This is a genomic window from Thalassospira lucentensis (genome assembly GCF_001613805.1).
Taxonomy (GTDB): Bacteria; Pseudomonadota; Alphaproteobacteria; order Rhodospirillales; family Thalassospiraceae; genus Thalassospira; species Thalassospira lucentensis_A.
In genome coordinates, this window is sequence record NZ_LPVY01000005.1 from 445,032 (window position 1) to 466,382 (window position 21,351).

Sequence of the window (21,351 nt, forward strand, 5' to 3'; positions counted from 1 at the left end):
TAACTCTGATTGGTCGTAGTTGGCAAATGTTTTGCGCTGTTAATCAGCTTAATCTGGCAATTAATCAGCATTAACCAGATTTAATAGTTGCGAACCAAATGCAAGAATGCCAACAATATGGCGACAAAATGAACAAACCAAATATAAATTGGTTCAGACTCAGGTATCAAATCTCATCAGGAGGCAGAACAGATGTTCCGCAAGATTGCCGTAGCCGCCGGTTTGATGGCCGCTGCCTTTGCCGCACCCGCGCAGGCGCAGAGCTATCCCGAAAAACCGATTGAATTTATCGTGCCGTGGGGCCCGGGTGGTGGCAGTGACACGCTGATGCGTATCGTTGCCCAGGGCCTTACCGAAGAAACCGGTCAGGCCGTACCGGTTATCAACATGCCCGGCGTGGGCGGCAATGTCGGCCTTGCCGAATTCGCCAAACGCCCGGCAGATGGTTATACCATTTCGCAGATTCACGAAGGTCTTCTGGTATCGAACCAGACCGGGATCACCGAGCTGAATTGGGACAGCTTTATCCCGGTCGCGCTGGTGGCGTCATCGCCGCAGTATCTGACGCTTTCGAAGAACGACAATTTCTCGAACTTTGAAGAACTGGTTGCTTACGCCAAAGCACACCCGGGTGCCGTTCGTGCCGGCGTGACACTGGGCGGGATCCCGCATGTTCATATCGCGATGATCGAAGAAGCCATGGGGCTTCAGTTTTCCTATGTCGGGTATACCGACACGGGTGAGCGTATCCGTGCGTTGATGGGTGGCAACATCGATATTGCGATTGGCGATATTTCGTCTGCCAAGCAGTTCGTCGACAATGGTGATCTGATTTATGCAGCCGTTGGTACCGAGGAACGTACCGATGATGCACCGGATGTTCCGACCCTTAAGGAACTTGGCATGGATGCCGAGCTGGTGATCACGCGTGGTGTGGTTCTTCCGAAAGGTACGCCGCAGGAAACCGTTGATGCGCTTGAAGCCCATATCGAAAAGGTCATGCAGCGCGAAGACGTGATCAAGCTGATGAAAAATGCCGGTGCCGATCCGGTGTTTTATGGTCAGGAAAAATACAGCGCCTATCTTGATAAGCTGAACGCGACCATCGCGAAGCTTGTAGGCAAGCTCGAAGGATGACCGTCAAGGTGACGGAGGCAGCAGCAGCGGATACAGGTGTATCCGCTGCTTCGCGCGCCCGCACCGAATTGGCGCGGCTGATCTCCTATATCGTTTTTGGTGGCGTTTCTGTTGTTCTGTCCTCGATGGCGGCAGGTTTGCCGACGTCACGCTGGGAACCGCTGGGGGCGGGCACATTCCCCAAGCTTGTTTTTGCCCTGCTGGCGGTGCTTTGCCTGATTGCGGCTGTTCGCTCGATCATTGAAATCGTGCGGGCGGGGGGCCTTGCGGGTGTGGGTGCTGCCTTTACCCAGTGGCTTTATGTGCGGCGGGTATCGATTGGTCTGTTTGTCCTGTTCGCGGTTTATCTTGGTGTCATGCCCTGGACCGGGTTCTCGCTTGCGAGCTTTGTCTTTCTGCTGATTGCGCAGTTGATGATTGCGGGTGTTTCGCGACGAACCGTCATTCAGTCCATCATCGCCGCCCTGATTTTTTCGGTCGGGTTGAACCTGCTGTTTGCAGAAGTTTTCAATGTGTTCTTACCGCGCGGCGTTCTGTTCGCGGGTTAGGCGGGAAAGTTTAAATTATGCTGGATGCGTTTCTTGCCGGGGCCCATCAGGTATTTGCCTTTGATACCCTGACATACATGCTGATCGGGTCGGTTGCCGGGATTATTGCCGCGGCGATCCCCGGTTTTACCGTGACAATGGCAATCATTCTGACCCTGCCGCTGACCTTTGCGATGGAACCGTTGCAGGGTGTTTCGGTGATGCTGTCGGTTTATGTCGGGGGTTATACCGGTGGCCTGATCAGTGCCGCCCTTCTGGGGATTCCCGGAACACCGAGTTCGGTTGCGACCACCTTTGATGCCTTTCCGATGGCGCGCAAGGGGGAACCGGGCCGGGCCCTTTCACTGGGTGTGTGGGCGTCGTTCTTCGGGACGGTGATTTCGACCATCGTTCTGATCGTTGCCGCCCCGCCGCTGGCACTGATTGCGGTCAAGCTTGGCCCGTGGGAATATTTCGCGCTGATCGTCTTTGCGCTGACGATTGTTGCCAGCCTTGTCGGGAATTCGTTAATCCGTGGTTTGATCGCGGGCGTCATTGGCCTTGGCATCGCGACCATCGGCCCGGACCCGATGATGGGTAAATCGCGCCTGACCTTTGACACCGATCTTTTGATGCCGGGTTTGCCGTTCCTTGTGGTTCTGATTGGTATTTTCGCGATCAGCCAGCTTCTGAGCGAAGTCGAAATTCATGGCAAGAAGACCAATCAGGCCCTGATCCCCGATGTGATCGACTTCAAGACATGGAAAGTCATGCGCGAAGTCCTGATGGCGCCGGTCAATCTGTTCCGGTCTTCGATGATCGGGGTTCTGATTGGGGCGTTGCCGGGTGCGGGTGGATCCATCGCCAACCTGCTGGCCTATGATCAGGCCAAACGCAGTTCCAAAAACCCGGAAAAATTCGGCGAAGGCTGTGCCGATGGTGTGGTCGCGTCCGAGGCGGGTAACTCTGCCACGGCGGGTGGCGGTCTGATCCCGATGATTGCATTGGGCATTCCGGGGTCCGCGGTTGATGCCATTCTGATGGCGTCATTGATGGTGCATGGCATTTCGGTTGGTCCGCGCCTGATCATGGATCATGCCGATCTGGCCTATGGCATGTTCATTGCCATGATCGTTTCCAGCCTGATGATGCTGGTGGTATGTGTCGCATCCATGCGCCTGTTCCTGCGGGTGACGGACATCCCCAAACAGTTCATCGTGCCGACGGTCATCATTTGCTGCGTTATTGGGGCGTTCGCGCTTAATAACCGGGTGACGGACCTGTATCTTCTGGGGATTATCGGTCTGGTTGGTTATGGCCTGAAAAGCCTTGATTATCCGCTGGCACCGCTGGTGCTGGGCGTGATCCTGGGGCCGATTGCCGAAACCAATCTGCGCCGCGCATTGATGAGCGATCCGGACTGGACAACCTTCTTTACCCGGCCGATTTCAGCCATCCTTCTGGCGGCGGCGTTGCTGTCGGTTATCTTCAGCGTCCGGTCCATCCTTAAAATGCGTAAAAAGAACCGTCCCGCCACCGATGAACAGGACGGCGATTAAGCCGATTAGGAGACTCCAATGAAACTTCGTCATGACGCGCTTTATGCCTCACGCCGGTCGCCGGTGCTTGCGCGCAATGTTGTCTCGACTTCCCAGCCATTGGCCGCACAGGCCGGTTTGCGCATGTTGCTGGCGGGCGGGAATGCCGCCGATGCTGCGCTGGCGTCTGCCATCGCATTGACGGTGGTTGAGCCGACCGGCAACGGGCTTGGTTCGGATGCCTATGCGATCATCTGGGATGGCAAGGAACTGCATGGCCTGAATGCATCGGGACGTGCGCCTGCGGCATGGTCGCCGGAACGCTTTGCCGGGGCGGATGCCATGCCGCAACGCGGCTGGGAATCGGTGACCGTGCCGGGGGCGGTTTCGGCCTGGCGCGAGATTTCCGACAAGTTTGGCAAACTGCCGTTTGAAAAACTGTTTGAACCGGCCATCGAATATGCCAGCCGTGGTTTTGCCGTGTCGCCGATCATCGCAACGCTTTGGGAAAAGGGTGGCAATGTATTGGGCAAGCAGCCGGGCTTTGCCGAGGCATTCCTGCCCGGTGGCAAGGCACCGAAGGCGGGTGAATTGTTCATCAACCGTGCGATTGCGGAAAGCCTGACGGATATTGCCGAGACCGGTGGCGAGAGTTTCTATCGCGGTCGGCTGGCGGCCAAAATTGCGGCTTTTGCCAAGGAAAACGGCGCGGTGCTTACCGAGGAAGACCTTGGCAATCATAAAACCGACTGGGTCGGAACGATTTCGCAAAGCTTTGGCAAGGTCAAGCTGCATGAAATCCCGCCAAACGGGCAGGGGATTTCGGCCCTGATTGCGCTGGGCATTTTGCGTCATACCAACATTGCCGATTATGCACCGGACTCGGTTGAGGCCCTGCATCTTGAGATCGAGGCGATGAAACTCGCCTTTGCGGATATGCATGAATATGTCGCCGATCTGGATCACATGCGTGATGTGACGGTCGAACATCTGCTGTCGGATGATTATCTGAAATCCCGTGCGGCATTGATTGATGCCAACAAGGCGCAGGATTTCAAGGCGGGTGCGCCAAAGCATGGTGGCACGGTCTATGTCACGGCGGCGGATGAAAGCGGCATGATGGTGTCGTTCATCCAGTCGAACTATATGGGGTTCGGGTCTGGTGTTGTGGTTCCGGGCACATCAATCAGCCTGCAGAACCGCGGTTTCGGTTTCACCCTGAAAGACGGTCATCCCAATCAGGTGGCCGGTGGCAAACGCCCGTTCCAGACAATCATTCCGGGCTTCCTGATGGGGGACGACGGCAATCCGGTCATGAGCTTTGGTGTCATGGGCGGCCCGATGCAGTCACAGGGCCATTTGCAGATGACACTGCGGACCCAGCTTTGGGGGCAGGACCCGCAAACGGCGGTGGATGCGCCGCGCTGGCAGGCGCTTTCCGGGCTTGAGGTTGCTGTTGAGTCCTCGGTCGGGGCGGATGTGATTGATGCCCTGAAAGCCAAGGGGCACGCGATCAAGGTTGAAGCACCCGACAGCACCAATTTCGGTTTTGGTGGTGCGCAGCTTATTGCGAAAACCGATGCCGGTTATGTCGCGGGTTCTGATCCGCGCAAGGATGGATGTGCGGTCGGGTATTAATCCCGCGTATCGCCAATTCAGATGAGCTCCCCTTAATTCATCTGAGGGAAAGGCCGGTCATTAATTTGACCGGCCTTTTCTTATGAAAATTCGATATTTTGAACCGCTAATATTTTTCGGTTCGTCAAGATGGAAATCACCGCATTTCAGGGGGATACCCCATGCAAAAATGCCGCTTTGAGTCTGGTCAGGACAGGCGTAAAGACGCAGAATACGGAATTTGAAATGCTGGCAGAACCGGATTCTTATCAATATGCTGTCACATTGCTGCCCCGTTCTTTAAGCAAAAACATCTTTAGCGGGAAATTCGCTGATCAGTCGGGAAACTCAGACGGGAAATATGTACAGATTTCAAAAGCGTGTCACCAGTAGCTCGGTTCATGCTCTGCTTGCGGTTGCGCTTGCAGGGTTTTTAACGTTTGGGGCGAGTGGCTTGGTACACGCCCAGGACAGCAGCACCACAACCGAAACGTCGTCAGGCACGCAGCAGCCTGCTGTACCGGTACAGGCCGGGACCGGGGCGACCAGTCCGGCAGCCGAAAGCCCGGTAGTAGAAAGCACTGAGCCGGCGGTAGCCCCGTCGTCGAATGCACCGGAACAGACCGCGCCAGTTGAACCGGTCGCGGCCGGTAATGGCGAAACCGCTGCTGATAATCCTGTACAACCCGTTGAAGGTGATGCGGCTGCTTCACCCGAAACGGCTGAAAAACCGGCGGTTTCCGTGCCGGTGGCCTTTGATCCGGCACAGGTGATCGAACGGGCGCGCAATCTTGCAAAGCAGCCGTTTGAAAATCCGCATCGTGATTTACCGGAAGCACTGGCCAATCTGAGCCCGGAAAGTTACGCGAAAATCCGTTTCAAATCCCAGCGGGCATTTTTCAGTCAGGCAAATTCGGGTTTTGCACTCGACCTTTATCATCCGGGCAACATGTATGATGTGCCGGTTGCCATAAACCTTGTGCGTGATGGTCAGGTGCAGGCGGTTCCGTATTCGGCGGGATTGTTTGATTTTGGTGAAACCGGCCTGTCGGGCAATGATTTTTCAACACAGGGATATGCCGGTTTCCGCCTGCGTTATCCGTTGGGGAATGTTGCAGGCAGCGATGAACTGGCGACCTTCCTTGGTGCATCCTATTTCCGCATTCAGGGGCGTGATCAGGTTGCCGGGCAGATGGCGCGCGGACTGACCGTTGATCTTGCGGGGCCGTCGGGTGAGGAGATTCCGGTATTCCGTGAATTCTGGATCGTTGCTCCGAAAGAGGGCGAACGCAAAATCACCGTTTTTGCGCTGCTTGATAGCGTGCGGTTGACCGGTGCCTATCGTTTTGACATTCGCCCCGGTAACAACAGCAAGGTCGATGTCAGCAGCACGCTGTTTTTCCGCGACCGTGTTGAAAAAATCGGTCTGGCCCCCCTGAATAGCATGTTCCTTTATGGGGAACAGAAACGGCGCCGGTTCGAAGATTATCGCGGAGAAGTTCATTCCAGCGACGGGCTTCTGATCAATAATGGCAAGGGCGAATGGCTTTGGCGGCCGCTTGATAACCCGGCCAACTTGCAGATCAGTTCGTTCCTGGATGAAAATCCGCGTGGTTTCGGGCTTCTGCAACGTGACCGGAACTTCGATCATTATCAGGACCTTGATACCCGTTTTGACCAGCAGCCCGGTTATTGGGTGACGCCAAAGGGCGCTTGGGGCAAAGGCCATGTCGAACTGGTCGAAATTCCAAGCCCGAGCGAAAGCAACGACAATATCGTTGCGTTCTGGGTGCCGCAGAACAAGCCGGAAGCCGGAAGCGAGTTGACCGTTGAATATCAGATTGCGGCAACACAGGATGGCAGCGATCTGCACAAGCTTTCACAGGCAACAGATACGCGTATCATGCATATTCCGTCCGGTGGTGATGATGCGCAGGCGGCAACCCGTTTCATCCTGAATTTTGCGGGTGAAGAGCTTGAATATTATCTGTCCGATCTTGATAACCTTCAGGCCAATATCAGTGCATCGAATGCTGAAATCCGTAATATCCGCCTTATGAAGGACCCGGAAAACGGTGGTGTTCGCGTGATGTTTGACCTGATTGGAACTGGCGAAGCCCAAAGTTCAAATCTGCGCGCCTTCCTGCAATATGATGACAGGGTGCTGAGCGAGACATGGACCATGCCGTGGGTATTTTGATGCCTGCGGCAATTCCGGTTGGGCACATTTGGCCGCGTATTGCGTTTCGCTTGGAATATCGCAAGTTGCATTCAGGGAAAACTAGAACCTTATGAACCGGATTTCCGATCCCATGTCCGATAGTGCGGCCAAAAATGGCGTTGATGATGAGAACCTTGATCCGACAGTAAAGCTGCGCGGTCCCGGTGTCGGGTCGCGGCGCATTTTCCTGTTTGGCGCGTCGATTTTTGCAACCGCCTATGCCGCGTGGCTGATGGCGGACGTGTTGGGTGCGGATCAGCTTACCGTCATGGAAATGGTGGTCATTGCGTTCTTCACGATCAACTTTGCATGGATTTCGCTGTCCTTCTTTACGGGGATTGTCGGGATTTTCCTGCGTGGGTTCGGGTTGGATGCCATTACGCTGAAACGGTTGAAGCCGATTACGCGCAAAGGGTCGCTGAAATCCAAGAACGTGATTGTCATCCCGGTCTATAACGAAGACCCGGACCGGGTGTTTGCCGGGCTGCGGGCGAGTTATGAAAGCCTTGCCGCGACGGGCGAAATTGATGCGTTTGATTTCTTCGTTCTGTCCGATACCCGCGACCCGGACATCTGGATCGCCGAGGAAGTTGCATGGGCCAAGGCCTGTGCGGATCTGAAAGCGCGCGGCAAGATATTCTTCCGTCGTCGTGCGGAAAATACCGAACGCAAATCCGGGAACCTCAAGGAATTCTGCGAGACCTATGCGACGCATTACGATCACATGATCGTTTTTGACGCCGATAGTGTGATGTCGGGCGAGGCCATGGTGAATATGGCTTATCTGATGGAAAACAATCCCGATGCCGGGATCATCCAGAGCCCGCCGCAGCCGACCGGCCGTCAGACCCTGTTTGCCCGTATCCTGCAATTCATTTCGCGCGTTCATGGCCCGACCATGTCGGCGGGTCTGTCATTCTGGTGCATGGGTAGTTCCAACTATTGGGGGCACAACGCGATCATTCGCGTGCAGGCGTTCATTGATTGCTGCGGGTTGCCGGTTCTGTCGGGCAAGCCGCCGATGGGCGGGCATATCCTGAGCCACGATTTCGTCGAGGCCGCCTTTATGCGCAAGGCGGGCTGGCGTTGCTGGCTGATCCCGCAGCTTGAAGGTAGCTGGGAAGAATTGCCGCCGAACCTGATTGATTATGCAATCCGTGATCGCCGCTGGTGCCAGGGTAATATGCAGCATGCACGGCTTCTGTTTGCGCCGGGATTCCGGCCGCTTAGCCGTTTGCATTTCTTCATGGGGGTCATGAGCTTTGGCTCCTCGCCGCTGTGGCTTTTGCTGTTGCTGTCTTCGACGATTGCGACGCTGCAGAACACGCAACTGACCTATAGCTTCTTCCCCAGCCAGTTCACGATGTTCCCGCAATGGCCGGTTGACCGGTCGTTCGAGATGCTGGTGCTGCTGGTCTTTACCATCGGCATGCTGGTGGTGCCCAAAATCATCTCGATCCTGATGGTTTGCCTTGGCCGTGATCGCAAGAAATACGGTGGGGTCATGGTGCTGGCGAGCGGTATTCTTGAAACGCTTTATTCCGCCCTTCAGGCACCGATCATGATGATGCTGCATGCGCAGTTCGTGTTTTCGGTTCTGACCGGCAATCAGGTGGGCTGGGACGCGCAGGAGCGCGATGATACCGGTGTGCCGTTTAAGGCGGCACTGAAAACCCATCGGACGATCATCGTGATCGGCCTTATCTGGGGGGCGGTGGCGCTGTTTGTGGATACGGCGTTCTTCTGGTGGCTGTCGCCAATTCTGGCGGGGCTTGTTCTGGCACCGTGGCTGACGCATTGGTCAAGCAGCCTTGCCATAGGGCGTGCCGCGCGCCGGATGAAGCTTTTTGTGACACCGGAAGAAACCGAATCCCCCGAAGAACTTGCGACATTGGCGCGCCTGACGGCGGAAGCGCCCGATGAGGATGTCAAAGACGGGTTGCTGCGCCTGATCGAGGACCCGTTTGCCAACGCATTGCATTCGGCCCTTTTGCCCGCGCGCAAACCCGACCGTCGGACCCAGATCGAGATCGGGATCATCTATGAAAAGCTGGCCCGGTTGGGGGTCGAAAGCCTGACGAAGGATGAGAAGCTCAAGATCCTGTCGTGGCCGGTCAAGCCGCTTGACCAGATCATGGCGGGGAAAAAGGACGAAAATGCAAAGCTGCCTGCTAATTCGTCATAGTGCATTGATTTTCTTGCATGGGTCGCGCCACAAAAACGCCCCGATTTGATCAAAATATGCCGCGGTTTTTCGGTGATCATAATCCTTACCAAAGAGTTAATCGCCGATTGTCGCCATTTAGCCCGAAGGGGCCGCAAACATGACTGACCTGACCATCGCATCCAAAGGTTACGCCTACGCTGCTTTTGAATCTGCCGCAGTGACCCGTCTGATCGACGAGACCGCGCGTGCATGGTTGCGCTCGTTTAGCGTTGATAATCCGCAGGCTCATCAGCGTCTGGTGAACGAGCTGCGTACCGCGTTGCAGCAGGACTCCGTTGCGACGACCGAAAAAGAAAGCATGCAGGACATCCTTGATCAGGCGGCCCACGATGCCATCGCAAGCTGGTTTGCCGATCTGAGCGGCCAGAACAACTGTTTTGGTTCGTCCGGCTTTGCCATGATGCGCTGTGCTTTCCTGTCGGCCAACTGCGACAAGGCATGGTCCGAACGTTTTCTGGATCGTGAACACAGCAACAATGATCTGGCCCTTGCCCTGTCGGTACAGATGATGTGCCCGACTCCGGCGGTTAAAAGCTGTGTGATGCCGCGCCAGTCGCTGGATCGTCGCGCCGCGTCCTAAAAGAATTTAAAGATTTGCGCTGACTTGTCTTACCCTCAACGTCACTTGCGCATTACCAACGAAGCACTGCCATAAAGGCGGTGCTTTGTTGTTTGTGCATATGGCCAAAAAAGAACCCGCCCAAAAGGGCGGGTCGAGTTCAGCGGGCGAGTGGGACCTGATCCCGATTGAAATCAGATCCCGATGACGTCAGGGCACACACTCCCCAACGCCGACGAAAAAAGGTTCAGGCGGCCTTGCGTGCGGCGGACAGTTTTTCAAGAAGCCGGGCGACGGTCGGATCGTTTTTGCCATTCCGGTCCAGTTCAAGGAAGAAGTCCGGATAGGGGGCCTTGCCCGGTGTCAGGTTGTAGGGTTCGAAATCCGTGATCCCGATGGCCTCCAGCACGCTTTCATCGGTGAAGAAACCACCGGTAACGTCGCGTGCGGGGGATGTCAGGATGGCGTGCGCGGCATCGGCAAGGATTTCGGGGCTACGCGCACGGCCCTGTTCAAGGCCGGGGATCATGTTAAGGGCGGCGGTTTCGATCACGGTGACGGGCCAAAGCGAGTTGACAGCAACACCTTCGTCTTCGAATTCCGCAGCAAGGCCAAGCGTCACGAGGCTCATACCGTATTTTGAAATCGTATAGGCCGTGTGATTGGCAAACCATTGTGCCGACAGGTTGGGCGGGGGTGACATGGTCAGGATATGCGGGTTATCGGATTTCATCAGGTGCGGCAGGCAGGCCTGCGCACAGGCGAAACTGGCCCGCGTGTTGACCTGATACATCAGGTCAAACCGTTTCATCGGTGTTTGCAGGGTCGGCGTCAGATTGATCGCACTGGCATTGTTGATCAGGATGTCGATCCCGCCAAAGGCATCCACGGTTCTGGCGACGGCATCGGCGATCTGGTCTTCTTCGCGAATATCGGTTTTAAGGGCCAATGCCCTGCCACCGGCTTCCTCGATCTCGGCGGCGGCAGTATGAATGGTGCCGGGCAGTTTGGGATGGGGTTCATCGGTTTTGGCGATGATCGCGACATTTGCCCCGTCGCGTGCCGCACGCAGCGCGATTGCCTTGCCGATGCCGCGTGATGCGCCGGTGATGAACAGTGTTTTGCCTGCTAAACTTGCCATGATTTTCTTCCCTGAATTTTCTTATTTATGATTTGCCAAATTGCGGGCTGCGTTTTTCGACAAAGGCGCGGACACCTTCGCGGAAATCGTGGCTTCCGGCGCAATCGGCGAAGGCGGTGGCTTCGCGCGCCAATTGTTTTGCCAGATCATGTTCAAGCGCGGTGTTGAGCAACGCCTTGGTGCGGGCAAGGGCATCGCGCGGACCGGCGGCAAGGCGGGCGGCATATTTGGCCGTCGCCGATGCCAGTTGATCGGCGGGGACGACCTTGTTGATCAGGCCGCATTCGTGGGCGTCGGTCGCGGTGAACCGATCCCCAAGAAAGGCGATTTCCTTGGCTTTCTTCATGCCGACAAGGCGGGGCAGCGAATGGGTTGATCCGCCGTCTGGTGACGTGCCGATATGGATATAGGCCAGTGTGAAAACGGTTTCCTCGGCCGCAACCGCAAGATCGCATGCATTCATCAGGCTGATGCCAAAACCGGCAACCGCCCCTTCGAGCTTTGCAATAACAGGACGGGGCAGGGCGGTTAGGCGGATGATGATGTCATGGACCCGGTTGATCATGGTTTCGATCTGGGGGCGGGATTCTTCGGCCGGGTTTTGCGACAATTCATAAAAGAACTTAACATCGCCACCGGCCATGAACGTGCCGCCTGATCCCTCGATAATGACCGCGCCGATATGGGCAATGTCCGCCTCGATCCGGTCAAGCGCGGTGCCAAGCCCTTCGATCATGGACTGATCAAGCGCATTCATCCGGTCGGGCCGGTTCAGGGTGATCGTTGCGATCTGATCGGTGATCGACAGCAAGACGGCATCAGTTGAAGTCATAAGAATTCCTCCCGCGGGCTTGTGCCCGGTTATTCTTGTCAGGCGGCAAGCCGTGCTTCGATGGCGGTTTCCATGGCCGGCCAGCCTGAAAGCCAGTCGGGCATGACCGGTGATGTTTCGTCCGCCCCCACCAGCCTGCAAATCTGTTCGGGCGGGACGATGCCATCGGGGCCGACAAACACGGCCTTCACAACGCCAAGTGCCAGAGTTTTGCCCTTCGCGGTAAAGCGCTGTTCCAGATAGAAACCCTTTTCGTCCCAATAAAGGGCCTGGGTTTCGAGTTTGAAGCGCTGAAACGGTTTGATCGCGCGCTTGAACCGCATGGTCGATCCGGATACGACGGGCTGCCATTTGCGTTTAAGCATCTGTCTGGCAATGCCGTTACGCAGGATCAGTTCGGTTCGCCCGAGATCCATCAGCGCGAAGTAGCGCGAATTGGTCATATGAACATTGATATCCAGATCCAGTGGCCAGGCCCGGAATGACAGAACAGACGGATCAAGCGGATGCAGACCGGGCCGCAACCAGGACAAGACCAGCACACGGATCAGTCGGAAAATCAGATTCACGACAGGCTCCTTGTGCCGATATATGCCGGTTGAGGGATGCGGCCCGTTTGCATGATCAGAACAGATCCTCGTCCAGTTCCATCATGGTGCCGGAGCCTGCCATCATCGCGCTGAACAGTGCGCCGGACTGCGGCAGGATGCGTTCCATATAGAATTTGGCGGTGATCAGTTTCGCCTTATAGAAACCGTCCGGATCGTCGTCCTGTTTCGCCAACGCGATTTCCGCCATGCGGGCCCACATATAGCCAACCGCGACCAGACCAAACAGGCGCAGGAATTCGGTGGCCGCGGCCCCGGCTTCGTTCGGGTTTTTCATGCCGCGTTGGGCCAGTTCACCGGTTGCTTGCTGCAAACGCATGAACGCCTTTGCCAGCGGCTGGATGAAATCGCCAAGCCCGTCCTTCGAGACATTGGCTTCGATATATTCCTGCACCGGGTGGAAGAAACGCCGAAGGTAACGACCGGCCTTTGCCGGCATTTTACGCCCGACAAGGTCAAGCGCCTGAATGCCGTTGGTGCCTTCGTAAATCTGGGCGATGCGGGCATCACGAACATATTGTTCCATACCCCATTCCCGGATGTAACCGTGGCCGCCAAAGACCTGAACGCCAAGATTGGTGTTATCAAAGCCCCAATCGGTGAACAGGGCTTTGACGATTGGCGTCATCAGCTGGACGAACTCGTCGGCTTCTTCGCGTTTGACCGGATCGGCATGGTGTTTGGCGGTATCAAGCGCGCGCGCCACCCATATGCCCATTGCCCGGCATCCTTCGTTGGTCGCGCGTGCGGTCAGAAGCATCCGGCGGACATCGGGATGTACCAGCAGGGAGTCGGCGGGTTTGTCCGGGCTTTTGGGGCCGGTCAATGCCCGGCCCTGCAGGCGGTCACGGGCATAGGCAGCCGCCCCCTGATAGGCGGCTTCGCCAAGTCCAAGACCCTGAATGCCAACCGAAAGGCGTTCCTGGTTCATCATGGTGAACATGGCGGGCATGCCCTGATGGGGTTCACCGACCAGATAGCCGATTGCGCCATCAAAGTTCATGACACAGGTGGCGGATGCCTTGATCCCCATCTTGTGTTCGATCGACCCGCATTTGACCGCGTTGCGATCGCCAAGCGATCCGTCGTCGCCAACCATGAATTTCGGGACAAGGAACAGGGAAATGCCCTTGGTCCCCTTGGGCGCATCGGGCAGTTTCGCCAGAACCAGATGGATGATGTTTTCCGTCAGGTCATGTTCCCCGGCCGAGATGAAAATCTTGGTGCCGGAAATGGCATAGGACCCGTCTTCACGCGGTTCGGCCTTGGTCTTGATGATGCCAAGATCGGTACCGCAATGCGGTTCGGTCAGGCACATGGTGCCGGCCCACGTGCCGTCGACCATTTTCGGAAGATATTTGTCCTTCAGTTCGTCCGAGGCGTGGCTGTGAAGGGCGGCATAGGCCCCAAAAGACAGGCCCGGATACATCCCGAAGGACAGATTGGTCGAACAGATCATTTCCTCGACCAGGGCATTGATCGTTTTCGGCGCACCCTGACCACCATAGACGGGATCGCAGGCAATGCCTGTCCATCCGCCTTCGGCAAAGGTCTGATAGGCTTCCTTGAAGCCCTTGGGCGTGGTGACGACACCATCATCCCAATGACAGCCTTCCTCGTCACCGGTGCGGTTGATCGGGAACAGGAGTTCCTCGCAGACCTTGGCGGCTTCTTCGAGAACGGCATCGACGACATCCGGTGTGAAATCCTCGCATCCGGGCATCTGGTTGATGTCGTTATAGTCAAACAGTTCGGTCAGGACGAAGCGCATGTCGCGCAGCGGTGCTTTATATTGGGCCATTTTTCTGTCCTCCTCGTCCTAGTTTCGCAACGGCTTGCCGGTCAGGAGCATATGCTCGACCCGGGCCATCGTGCCTTCGTTGCGGACCAGACGCATGAAGCCTTCGCGCTCCAGTTCCAGAATGTCGTCTTCGGAAAGTTCTTCGGTGACGTCGGTGTCACCACCGGCCAGAACCCTGGCAAGTTCACCTGCGACGACACGGTCGTAATCGGTGGCCTTGCCCAGACGATAGAAACCATCAACCGCCATCTCGAAGGCAACCCGTGCGCTTTCGCCGGGCAGGCGATAGGCGAATTCTTCGGGGGCTTCGTAACCTTCGACCATTGAAAGCGCGCGCGCCTTGGCATCGGCCAGCAGACGGTTGCGGTTCATGGTGATGCCGTCATCCTCGCGGAAGAACAGGTTTTCCTTGGCTTCCATTGCGGATTTGGCAACGGTTGCCACCGAAATGATTTCAAACGCCTTGGCACTTGGTGCCATCGGGCCCTTGGGGAATTTCGGGTTTTCGGACCAGCGACGGATCATTTCCTTGCAGCCGCCCCAGGCCGGAATCAGACCAACACCGGGTTCGACCAGACCGATATAGGTTTCCCCGTGGGCCTGTACGGCGTCACAATGCAAAAGGACCTCGCAGCCACCACCCAGTGCCATGCCGCTGGGTGCGCCAACAACCGGGAAGGGCGAATATTTCAGGGCCTTGTAGGTTTCCTGACCGGTTTCAACGAGGTTTTCGATTTCCGGCCACGCGGCGATATTGGCGGCAAACAGCGCCAGACCAAGATTGGCCCCGGCGGAGAAATTGCTGCCTTCATTATAGATCACCATTGCCTTGAACTGCTTTTTGACAGTCCGGATGGATGTCTTGACCATGCCAAGAACGTCAGCATCAAGCGCATTCATCTTGGTATGGAATTCAAGGCAGGCAACGCCGTCACCGATATCCCAAAGCGATGCGGCACGGTTGCCGACAACCGGTTCGGATTTGCGTTTGATGTCTTCAAGCAGAAGAACACCGTCCGGGCGGACGACCTTGGCGTATTTGCCATCAAAACCAAGGAAGAACAGCGTGCCGTCTTCGACCTTGTAAAACGATTTCCCGGCGGCCTTTTTGAGTAATGCCGGGACCTCGATACCATCGGTTTCAAGCATGGCAATCAGGGTATCGACCCCGATGGCATCCATCAGTTCGAACGGGCCGGTTTTCCACGCATAGCCAAGTTTCATCGCGTCATCGACATCGACAATCGAATTGGCGGCTTCTTCGGCGATGAAGGCGGCATAGGCAAGGGTTTTGGCCATCACGGCACGGCCATAAAGGCCACCCTTGTCCTTTGCTTCCATCATTTTGCGCGGGTCTTTACCGGCAGAACGGACGCTTTCAAGGCGGGCTTTTTCCGATCTGGCGAATTTGCCGGTCTGAAGATTGACGGATTCCTTGACCTTTTCGCCGCCTTCGCGGTTCAGACGGTAAAAACCGCCTTTGCCCTTGCGACCGGTATAGCCATCCGCGATCAGTTTTCCGACCAGATCGCTTTCGCGGTAAATCGCGTGGAACGGATCGGATTTATCAAGGCTACCTGCCATGCTTGATTGCACATGCGGCATCAGATCCAGACCCACCAGATCCATCAGGCCAAAGACACCGGTTTTGGGAATACCGAACGGGCGACCGATGACGCTATCGGCTTCTTCGACAGTCAATCCCCGGTCCATGGCTTCGACCATGGCGGCCTGAATCCAGTAGACACCAAGGCGGTTGGCGATAAAGCCCGGCTTGTCATGGCAGATGACACAGGTCTTGCCCAGTTTATGATCGGCAAATTCGGCGACCATGTCGATAACGCCGTTTCGGGTGACGTCTGATCCGACCAGTTCCAGCAGACGCATATAGCGCGGTGGGTTGAAGAAATGCGTGATGATGAAATCCTGCGCAAACCCGTCGCCCATGCCATCGATCAATGTGGCAAGCGGAATGGTCGAGGTGTTTGACGAGACAACCGACCCCTTGGCGCGAACGGCATCAATTTTGCGATACAGATCCTGCTTGATATCAAGGCGTTCGATGACGGCCTCGACGATCCAGTCACATTTGGCGAGTTTATCAAGATCGTCCTCGATATTGCCGCACGTGATCAGCTTTGCTACGCGTTTGGACATGAACGGGGCCGGATCGGTTTTCAGCATTTTGGCAACCGCACCCTCGGCCACCGCGTTGCGGTTTTTTGATCCTTCGGGAACGATATCAAGCAACAGCACGGGCGTGCCCGAGTTGGCGATATGGGCGGCAATCCCGGCCCCCATAACACCGGCGCCGATAACGGCGACCTGTTTGATGCTGGTCATTACATCGCCTCCAGAATGGTCGCGATCCCCTGACCCCCGCCAATACATTGCGAGGCAAGTGCGTATTTGCCGCCTTCACGTTTCAGAAGGGCGGCTGCCTTGCCGACAATACGCGCACCCGTTGCACCCAGCGGATGCCCGATGGCCAGTGCGCCGCCATCGATATTGACGGTTTTGATATCCAGACCAAGGTCGGAAATGCTGGCCATTGCCTGCGACGAGAAAGCTTCGTTCAGTTCAACAACATTAAGGTCGGATGCCTTGATACCGGCACGCGCCAGCGCCTTTTTCGAGGCACCAACCGGGCCGATCCCCATGATTTCCGGCAGGCAACCGTCAACAGCAACAGATTTGATCCGTGCCAGCGGTGTGAGGCCGTGTTTCTTGGCATATTCCTCGGAGCAGACCAGAACCGCAGATGCCCCATCGGTCAGCGGCGAGGATGTGCCCGCAGTCACAACACCATCCGCCTTGAAAGCCGGTTTCAGATCGGCAAGGCCTTCGGCTGTGGTGTCGCCGCGAATGCAGCCATCTTCGGCGATTGTGCCATCGGGGCCTTCAATCGGGATGATTTCATCGACAAATTTGCCTGCTGCCTGTGCGGCGGCGGCCTTTTTATGGCTTTCTACGGCAAAGGCTTCCTGATCGGCGCGCGACAGGCTGTATTTGGTTGCGACGTTTTCCGCCGTATCGCCCATGCCCATATATGCCTCGGGCATTTCCTTATACAGGGCCGGGTTTGGCATCGGGTTGAAGCCCATCATCGGCACGCGCGACATGCTTTCGATACCGGCACAGATGAAGGCATCACCGGCACCAATCGCAATGGCACCGGCTGCCTGATGGATCGACTGCATGGATGATCCGCAGAAACGGTTGACCGTGACACCGCCGACCGAGCGTGGCAGACCGGCAAGGAAAGTGATCAGGCGGGCGACGTTAAGACCCTGTTCGCCTTCGGGGAAGGCACAGCCCAGAACCAGATCCTCGATCGTGTTGGGATCGATACCGGTTTTATCCACCAGACCTTTGACGACCTGTGCCGCAAGATCGTCAGGACGGACCTTGGCAAGGGCACCTTTGCGTGCCGGGGTGAAAGGCGACCGGACATATCCGGCAATAACGGCATTGGTCATGGCGAAGTATTCCTTCCTGAGCTGTCAGCGATTCCGGAAAGCAATTGTTACGCTACCGGATCGAGTCCTTTTTCTTTAAGCGCATCAATCGATTGTTGTTCGATGTCACGCAATTCATCCAAAGTGACGTCCAGTGCCTGGCGTTGATCTTCCAGGGCTTCTATCCGTTCCCGGACCCGGGTCAGCAACATCCTGATCTGTTCGGCCTGGGTGGGGTCTGCGCCATAAAGATCCAGATAATCTGCAATCTCTTTCAGCGTGAAACCCAGTCTTTTGCCCCGCAGGATGATCAGCATTCTGGCTCTGTCCTGCCGGGTGTAGATCCTTGTCGTGCCGGCACGTTGTGGTGCTACGAGACCTTTTTGTTCGTAAAACCGGATGGTGCGTGGCGTAACTCCCAGATTTTCGGCCAGTTCGGGAACGGTATAAAACCGGTCGTCAATTTTCGTCATTTGATCGCCCCTATGGTATATATTTTTATCTTTACGTCAATTAGTTTACGTTAACGTCACTTGGATTTTTTCCATTCTGTGTGACATGACGTTAACGTATTGAATTATTGTGCTTTTCCCTCGCGTTTCAGACGCTCTTCCTCGACCAGTTCCTTCTTCGACAATTTGCCGACCATGGTTTTTGGAAGTTCTTCCCTGATCTCGATTTCACGTGGCATTTCGATTCTCGAAATCTTGTCATCAAGGAATGTTCGCAAATCTTCGGCGGTTACATCGGTGACATTGTCCTTCAGACGCACAAAGGCCTTGGGTGCCTGGCCGCGATACTGATCGGGAACGCCGATAACCGTGACCTCGGCGATCTGTTTATGCAGATAAAGCGCTTCTTCGATGGCGCGCGGATAGACATTGTAACCGCTGCATAAAATAACGTCTTTAAGTCGATCAACCAAAAATATATATCCGTCCTGATCGGCATAACCCACATCGCCGGTCTTAAGCCAGCCATCGACAAAGGTTTCCCTGGTTGCGGTTTCGTTCTGCCAGTATCCCGGCATTACCTGCGGGCCGCGAACGCAAACCTCGCCCTTTTCCCCGGCAGGCATGACCTGATCGGGCCGATCAAGCGATCTGATCTGGATATCGGAGCCGGGCAAGGGAATGCCGATTGATCCTTCCTTATTGACGCCTTTGACCGGATTGCATGTGCAGACCGGGCTGGCTTCGGTCAGGCCATAGCCTTCGACCAGTTTGGCACCGGTGATTTCTTCGAACCGGTGTTTGACTTCAACAGGAAGCGGCGCGCCGCCCGAAATGCAGCAACGGACCGAAGACAGGTCATGTTTGAGCGTTTCCGGCGAATTATTGATCGCCGTGTAGATCGTCGGCACACCGGGGAAGATCGTGACGTTTTTCTTGTCGAGTGCCTTTAGCAACGCATCAAGTTCGAAGCGCGGCTGCAGAACAAGTTCCGCCCCGAGATTGATCGACGTGTTCAGTGCCACGGTCATGGCAAAGACATGGAAGAATGGCAGTACGCAAAGCGTAACTTCGTGCCCCGGATTTGCATCGGGCATCCAGCGTGTCAGCTGATCGACATTGGCGCTGAGATTCCCGTGGGTCAGCATTGCCCCCTTGGGGCGACCGGTTGTGCCGCCGGTATATTGCAATACCGCCAGATCGTTGACCGTCACGTCGGCAACGAAGCTTATGGGTTTGCAATCAGCCAGCCGCGAAAAAGGAATATGGCGCAGATCTTTGGGGATTTCGGCAAGTTCGCTTCGTTTGAACAGGCTGAAAAGAACGCTTTTGACCGGGGGAAGGATGTCGCTCATCTCGCAGACGACGATCCGCTTCAGGCAGGTTACATCCAGGCAATCGGCAACCTTGGAATAAATCTGCTTCAGATTAAGCGTTACCATCAGGCGGCAACCGGAATCCTCGATCTGATAGGCGATCTCGCGCTTGGCATAAAGCGGGTTGAAATTGACAACGACACCGCCGCATTTCAGCACGGCATAATAGCAGATCACGTAGTAAGGCGTGTTGGGCAGGCACAGCCCGACCTTGTCGCCTTTACGCACGCCGAGCTGATGAAAGCCTTCGGCGACGCGATCAATTTGTCTGGCAATGTCTTCGTAGTCGTAGATACGACCCAGGAAATCAAGACAGGGGCGCTTGGCAAAACGTTTTGCCGCATCATCAAAAATCTCGTGAACCGGGCGCATGCGCACCGGCGAGCTGATATCGACACCGTTTTGCAGGACAGGCGCGTCTTGGACGTTTATTTGGTTCATACGCGTTAACTCCATTACGTTAACGTCACTTTGCGGGCAAAAAAAACCGCCCGACGCGGAATGGCAAACCGCCATCCCGCATCGAACAGTATAACCGATCAGAACTTGAAATTCGCCTGTAGAGCGATGATGTCGACGTGTGCGTCGTAATCTGCCGCGTAACTGCCAAGGAATGTATCCGTCTCGTCAACGCGTGCCGAGTTTGCGAAGACGTGTGTATATCCGAGGCTTACGGCCGCCCAGTCTGCAACCTTGTATGCGGCACCAAGTGAGACCCAATAACGGTCGGAGTCAGGCAGCCGAACGTTGCGATATTCGGTTTTTATTGGCGATTCATCAAAGGCGACGCCACCCGTAAAGGACCAGTTATCGTCATACTGGTATCTTGCGCCAAGTGATGCAAACCAGGCGCTACCCCACTTGTATTCGTCAGAGGTTGAGCTTTGCGTTCCGGCTTGCGGACTGATGTCACCATCATAATTGAAGGTGAGCGTGTCGATGGAGTTCCAGTTGGTCCACTGGGCGTCTGCCATAACGGTCCACTGACTGCTCAGTTCCTGGGAGACGCCAAAGGTGATTGATTCTGGCGTGGCAACCTTTGCCGTCGCATTCCGGTCGGTATAACCAAGTGCGTTGGCGGCTGTATCAAAGTCTATTTTGCCGTCAAGTTCGTGCTTGATTTCAGAGTTGTAGGAAAGACCGATTTTCGTACCATCAATCACTTCCCAATTGATACCAGCGGCCCAGCCGGCATCCACTGAATCACCACTTACTTCACTGTTTCCTTCACCGGCACCAGCAAGGTTTGGAACCGATCGGGCGAGCGACGCATCCATCTGCTGAATTTGAGGTCCAGCACCGATCGACAACCCGTTATCAAATCTGTAGGCAAGAACAGGCTTGATATTGATGGTTTTGATTTTGGAGGTTGTACCATAAAAGCGCCCTGCAAAATCAGGTTCATAGTCAGTGACGAGTCCCCAAGGTGATGTAATTGAAACACCCAGATTTAACTGGTCATTTAGTTTCCAGACGGCATGGGCGTTAGGTACAAACGCGTCCTGTGCCATATCTTTATAGCTGCCGTTATTGAAGGTTTGAGTATTCGTTACAGCTCCGCCAGAGGCCACAATGTTCTTTGCTTTCGCGACAGGCATAATCAAAGTGCCACCAACACTGTAGCTCGTTTCCTTATATTGCCCGACGGTACCGGGATTGTAGAACATGGTCGAAGCATCGGTTGAGAGCGTCGACATGCCAGCAAAGCTGGAACCCTGTAATGTGCCGCTGGTTTCGCGTACCTGGAAACCTGATGCATGGGCGCTGCCGCTTGCGGCAAGTGCGCAGATAAGTGCTGTTCCGGAAGCTGCCCCCCACAGGCAGCCTTTCTTGAATTTGGACGTCATGGGTTTCTCC

Annotated in this window: 17 protein-coding genes; 8 read left to right on the plus strand and 9 right to left on the minus strand. The window is 55.6% G+C overall.

The window, feature by feature from the left end:
- Positions 1-192 precede the first annotated feature (192 nt).
- The 8 genes from AUP42_RS07380 (at position 193) to AUP42_RS07410 (ending at position 9,847) form a co-directional block, all read left to right on the plus strand.
- Positions 193-1,137, plus strand: coding sequence for a tripartite tricarboxylate transporter substrate binding protein (locus tag AUP42_RS07380; RefSeq protein WP_062950336.1), 945 nt, complete (start codon positions 193-195; stop codon positions 1,135-1,137).
- Entirely contained in the window at positions 1,134-1,685 is a 552-nt protein-coding gene (locus AUP42_RS07385) for a tripartite tricarboxylate transporter TctB family protein (protein ID WP_062950338.1), read from the plus strand. Before AUP42_RS07380 ends, AUP42_RS07385 begins: the two co-directional genes overlap by 4 nt.
- Before the next feature lie 17 nt (positions 1,686-1,702).
- Entirely contained in the window at positions 1,703-3,223 is a 1,521-nt protein-coding gene (locus AUP42_RS07390) for a tripartite tricarboxylate transporter permease (protein WP_062950340.1), read from the plus strand.
- Positions 3,224-3,241: 18 nt separating this feature from the next.
- Positions 3,242-4,840 carry a gamma-glutamyltransferase family protein gene (locus AUP42_RS07395; RefSeq protein WP_062950342.1) on the plus strand — a complete coding sequence of 533 codons (1,599 nt, stop codon included), beginning with the start codon at positions 3,242-3,244 and terminating at the stop codon, positions 4,838-4,840.
- Positions 4,841-4,969: 129 nt separating this feature from the next.
- Entirely contained in the window at positions 4,970-5,212 is a 243-nt protein-coding gene (locus AUP42_RS21355) for a hypothetical protein (protein ID WP_156484575.1), read from the plus strand.
- A gap of 61 nt (positions 5,213-5,273) precedes the next feature.
- The gene (locus tag AUP42_RS07400) at positions 5,274-7,019 is read left to right on the plus strand and encodes a glucan biosynthesis protein (protein WP_231858189.1); all 1,746 of its coding nucleotides are present in this window, start codon (positions 5,274-5,276) and stop codon (positions 7,017-7,019) included.
- Positions 7,020-7,131: 112 nt separating this feature from the next.
- A complete protein-coding gene (gene mdoH, locus AUP42_RS07405; protein WP_231858190.1) occupies positions 7,132-9,225 on the plus strand; it encodes a glucans biosynthesis glucosyltransferase MdoH in 2,094 nt (697 codons plus the stop codon).
- Positions 9,226-9,364: 139 nt separating this feature from the next.
- Entirely contained in the window at positions 9,365-9,847 is a 483-nt protein-coding gene (locus AUP42_RS07410; protein ID WP_062950347.1) for a hypothetical protein, read from the plus strand.
- Between the two features lie 226 nt (positions 9,848-10,073).
- On the opposite strand, the gene AUP42_RS07415 is transcribed toward AUP42_RS07410, so the two are convergent.
- The 9 genes from AUP42_RS07415 to AUP42_RS07455 all read right to left on the minus strand — a co-directional run bounded on the left by AUP42_RS07415 (position 10,074) and on the right by AUP42_RS07455 (position 21,341).
- Positions 10,074-10,967 carry an SDR family oxidoreductase gene (locus tag AUP42_RS07415; protein ID WP_062950351.1) on the minus strand — a complete coding sequence of 298 codons (894 nt, stop codon included), beginning with the start codon at positions 10,965-10,967 and terminating at the stop codon, positions 10,074-10,076.
- Positions 10,968-10,992: 25 nt separating this feature from the next.
- Complete coding sequence (locus AUP42_RS07420) at positions 10,993-11,799, minus strand: enoyl-CoA hydratase (protein WP_062950354.1); 807 nt, start codon at positions 11,797-11,799, stop codon at positions 10,993-10,995.
- A 38-nt stretch (positions 11,800-11,837) separates the two neighbouring features.
- Complete coding sequence (locus tag AUP42_RS07425; RefSeq protein ID WP_062950356.1) at positions 11,838-12,368, minus strand: thioesterase family protein; 531 nt, start codon at positions 12,366-12,368, stop codon at positions 11,838-11,840.
- A 55-nt stretch (positions 12,369-12,423) separates the two neighbouring features.
- Positions 12,424-14,208 carry an acyl-CoA dehydrogenase C-terminal domain-containing protein gene (locus tag AUP42_RS07430; protein WP_062950359.1) on the minus strand — a complete coding sequence of 595 codons (1,785 nt, stop codon included), beginning with the start codon at positions 14,206-14,208 and terminating at the stop codon, positions 12,424-12,426.
- A gap of 18 nt (positions 14,209-14,226) precedes the next feature.
- Positions 14,227-16,551, minus strand: coding sequence for a 3-hydroxyacyl-CoA dehydrogenase/enoyl-CoA hydratase family protein (locus tag AUP42_RS07435; protein WP_062950361.1), 2,325 nt, complete (start codon positions 16,549-16,551; stop codon positions 14,227-14,229).
- Positions 16,551-17,687 (minus strand): thiolase family protein, encoded by a 1,137-nt coding sequence (locus tag AUP42_RS07440; RefSeq protein ID WP_062950362.1) that lies wholly within the window; start codon positions 17,685-17,687, stop codon positions 16,551-16,553. Before AUP42_RS07440 ends, AUP42_RS07435 begins: the two co-directional genes overlap by 1 nt.
- Before the next feature lie 47 nt (positions 17,688-17,734).
- A complete protein-coding gene (locus AUP42_RS07445) occupies positions 17,735-18,139 on the minus strand; it encodes a MerR family transcriptional regulator (protein ID WP_062950364.1) in 405 nt (134 codons plus the stop codon).
- 104 nt (positions 18,140-18,243) lie between these two features.
- Positions 18,244-19,935, minus strand: a complete 1,692-nt coding sequence (locus AUP42_RS07450; RefSeq protein WP_062950366.1) for a long-chain-fatty-acid--CoA ligase — start codon at positions 19,933-19,935, stop codon at positions 18,244-18,246.
- Between the two features lie 98 nt (positions 19,936-20,033).
- Positions 20,034-21,341, minus strand: a complete 1,308-nt coding sequence (locus tag AUP42_RS07455; RefSeq protein ID WP_062950368.1) for an OmpP1/FadL family transporter — start codon at positions 21,339-21,341, stop codon at positions 20,034-20,036.
- Positions 21,342-21,351: the final 10 nt, after the last annotated feature.

Bases quoted from the DNA above. Each gene is read 5' to 3' on its own strand.
- AUP42_RS07380 (WP_062950336.1), top strand. From the start codon at position 193: ATGTTCCGCAAGATTGCCGTAGCCGCCGGTTTGATGGCCGCTGCCTTT.
- AUP42_RS07385 (WP_062950338.1), top strand. From the start codon at position 1,134: ATGACCGTCAAGGTGACGGAGGCAGCAGCAGCGGATACAGGTGTATCC.
- AUP42_RS07390 (WP_062950340.1), top strand. From the start codon at position 1,703: ATGCTGGATGCGTTTCTTGCCGGGGCCCATCAGGTATTTGCCTTTGAT.
- AUP42_RS07395 (WP_062950342.1), top strand. From the start codon at position 3,242: ATGAAACTTCGTCATGACGCGCTTTATGCCTCACGCCGGTCGCCGGTG.
- AUP42_RS21355 (WP_156484575.1), top strand. From the start codon at position 4,970: ATGGAAATCACCGCATTTCAGGGGGATACCCCATGCAAAAATGCCGCT.
- mdoH (WP_231858190.1), top strand. From the start codon at position 7,132: ATGTCCGATAGTGCGGCCAAAAATGGCGTTGATGATGAGAACCTTGAT.
- AUP42_RS07410 (WP_062950347.1), top strand. From the start codon at position 9,365: ATGACTGACCTGACCATCGCATCCAAAGGTTACGCCTACGCTGCTTTT.
- AUP42_RS07415 (WP_062950351.1), bottom strand. From the start codon at position 10,967: ATGGCAAGTTTAGCAGGCAAAACACTGTTCATCACCGGCGCATCACGC.
- AUP42_RS07420 (WP_062950354.1), bottom strand. From the start codon at position 11,799: ATGACTTCAACTGATGCCGTCTTGCTGTCGATCACCGATCAGATCGCA.
- AUP42_RS07430 (WP_062950359.1), bottom strand. From the start codon at position 14,208: ATGGCCCAATATAAAGCACCGCTGCGCGACATGCGCTTCGTCCTGACC.
- AUP42_RS07435 (WP_062950361.1), bottom strand. From the start codon at position 16,551: ATGACCAGCATCAAACAGGTCGCCGTTATCGGCGCCGGTGTTATGGGG.
- AUP42_RS07440 (WP_062950362.1), bottom strand. From the start codon at position 17,687: ATGACCAATGCCGTTATTGCCGGATATGTCCGGTCGCCTTTCACCCCG.
- AUP42_RS07445 (WP_062950364.1), bottom strand. From the start codon at position 18,139: ATGACGAAAATTGACGACCGGTTTTATACCGTTCCCGAACTGGCCGAA.
- AUP42_RS07450 (WP_062950366.1), bottom strand. From the start codon at position 19,935: ATGAACCAAATAAACGTCCAAGACGCGCCTGTCCTGCAAAACGGTGTC.
- AUP42_RS07455 (WP_062950368.1), bottom strand. From the start codon at position 21,341: ATGACGTCCAAATTCAAGAAAGGCTGCCTGTGGGGGGCAGCTTCCGGA.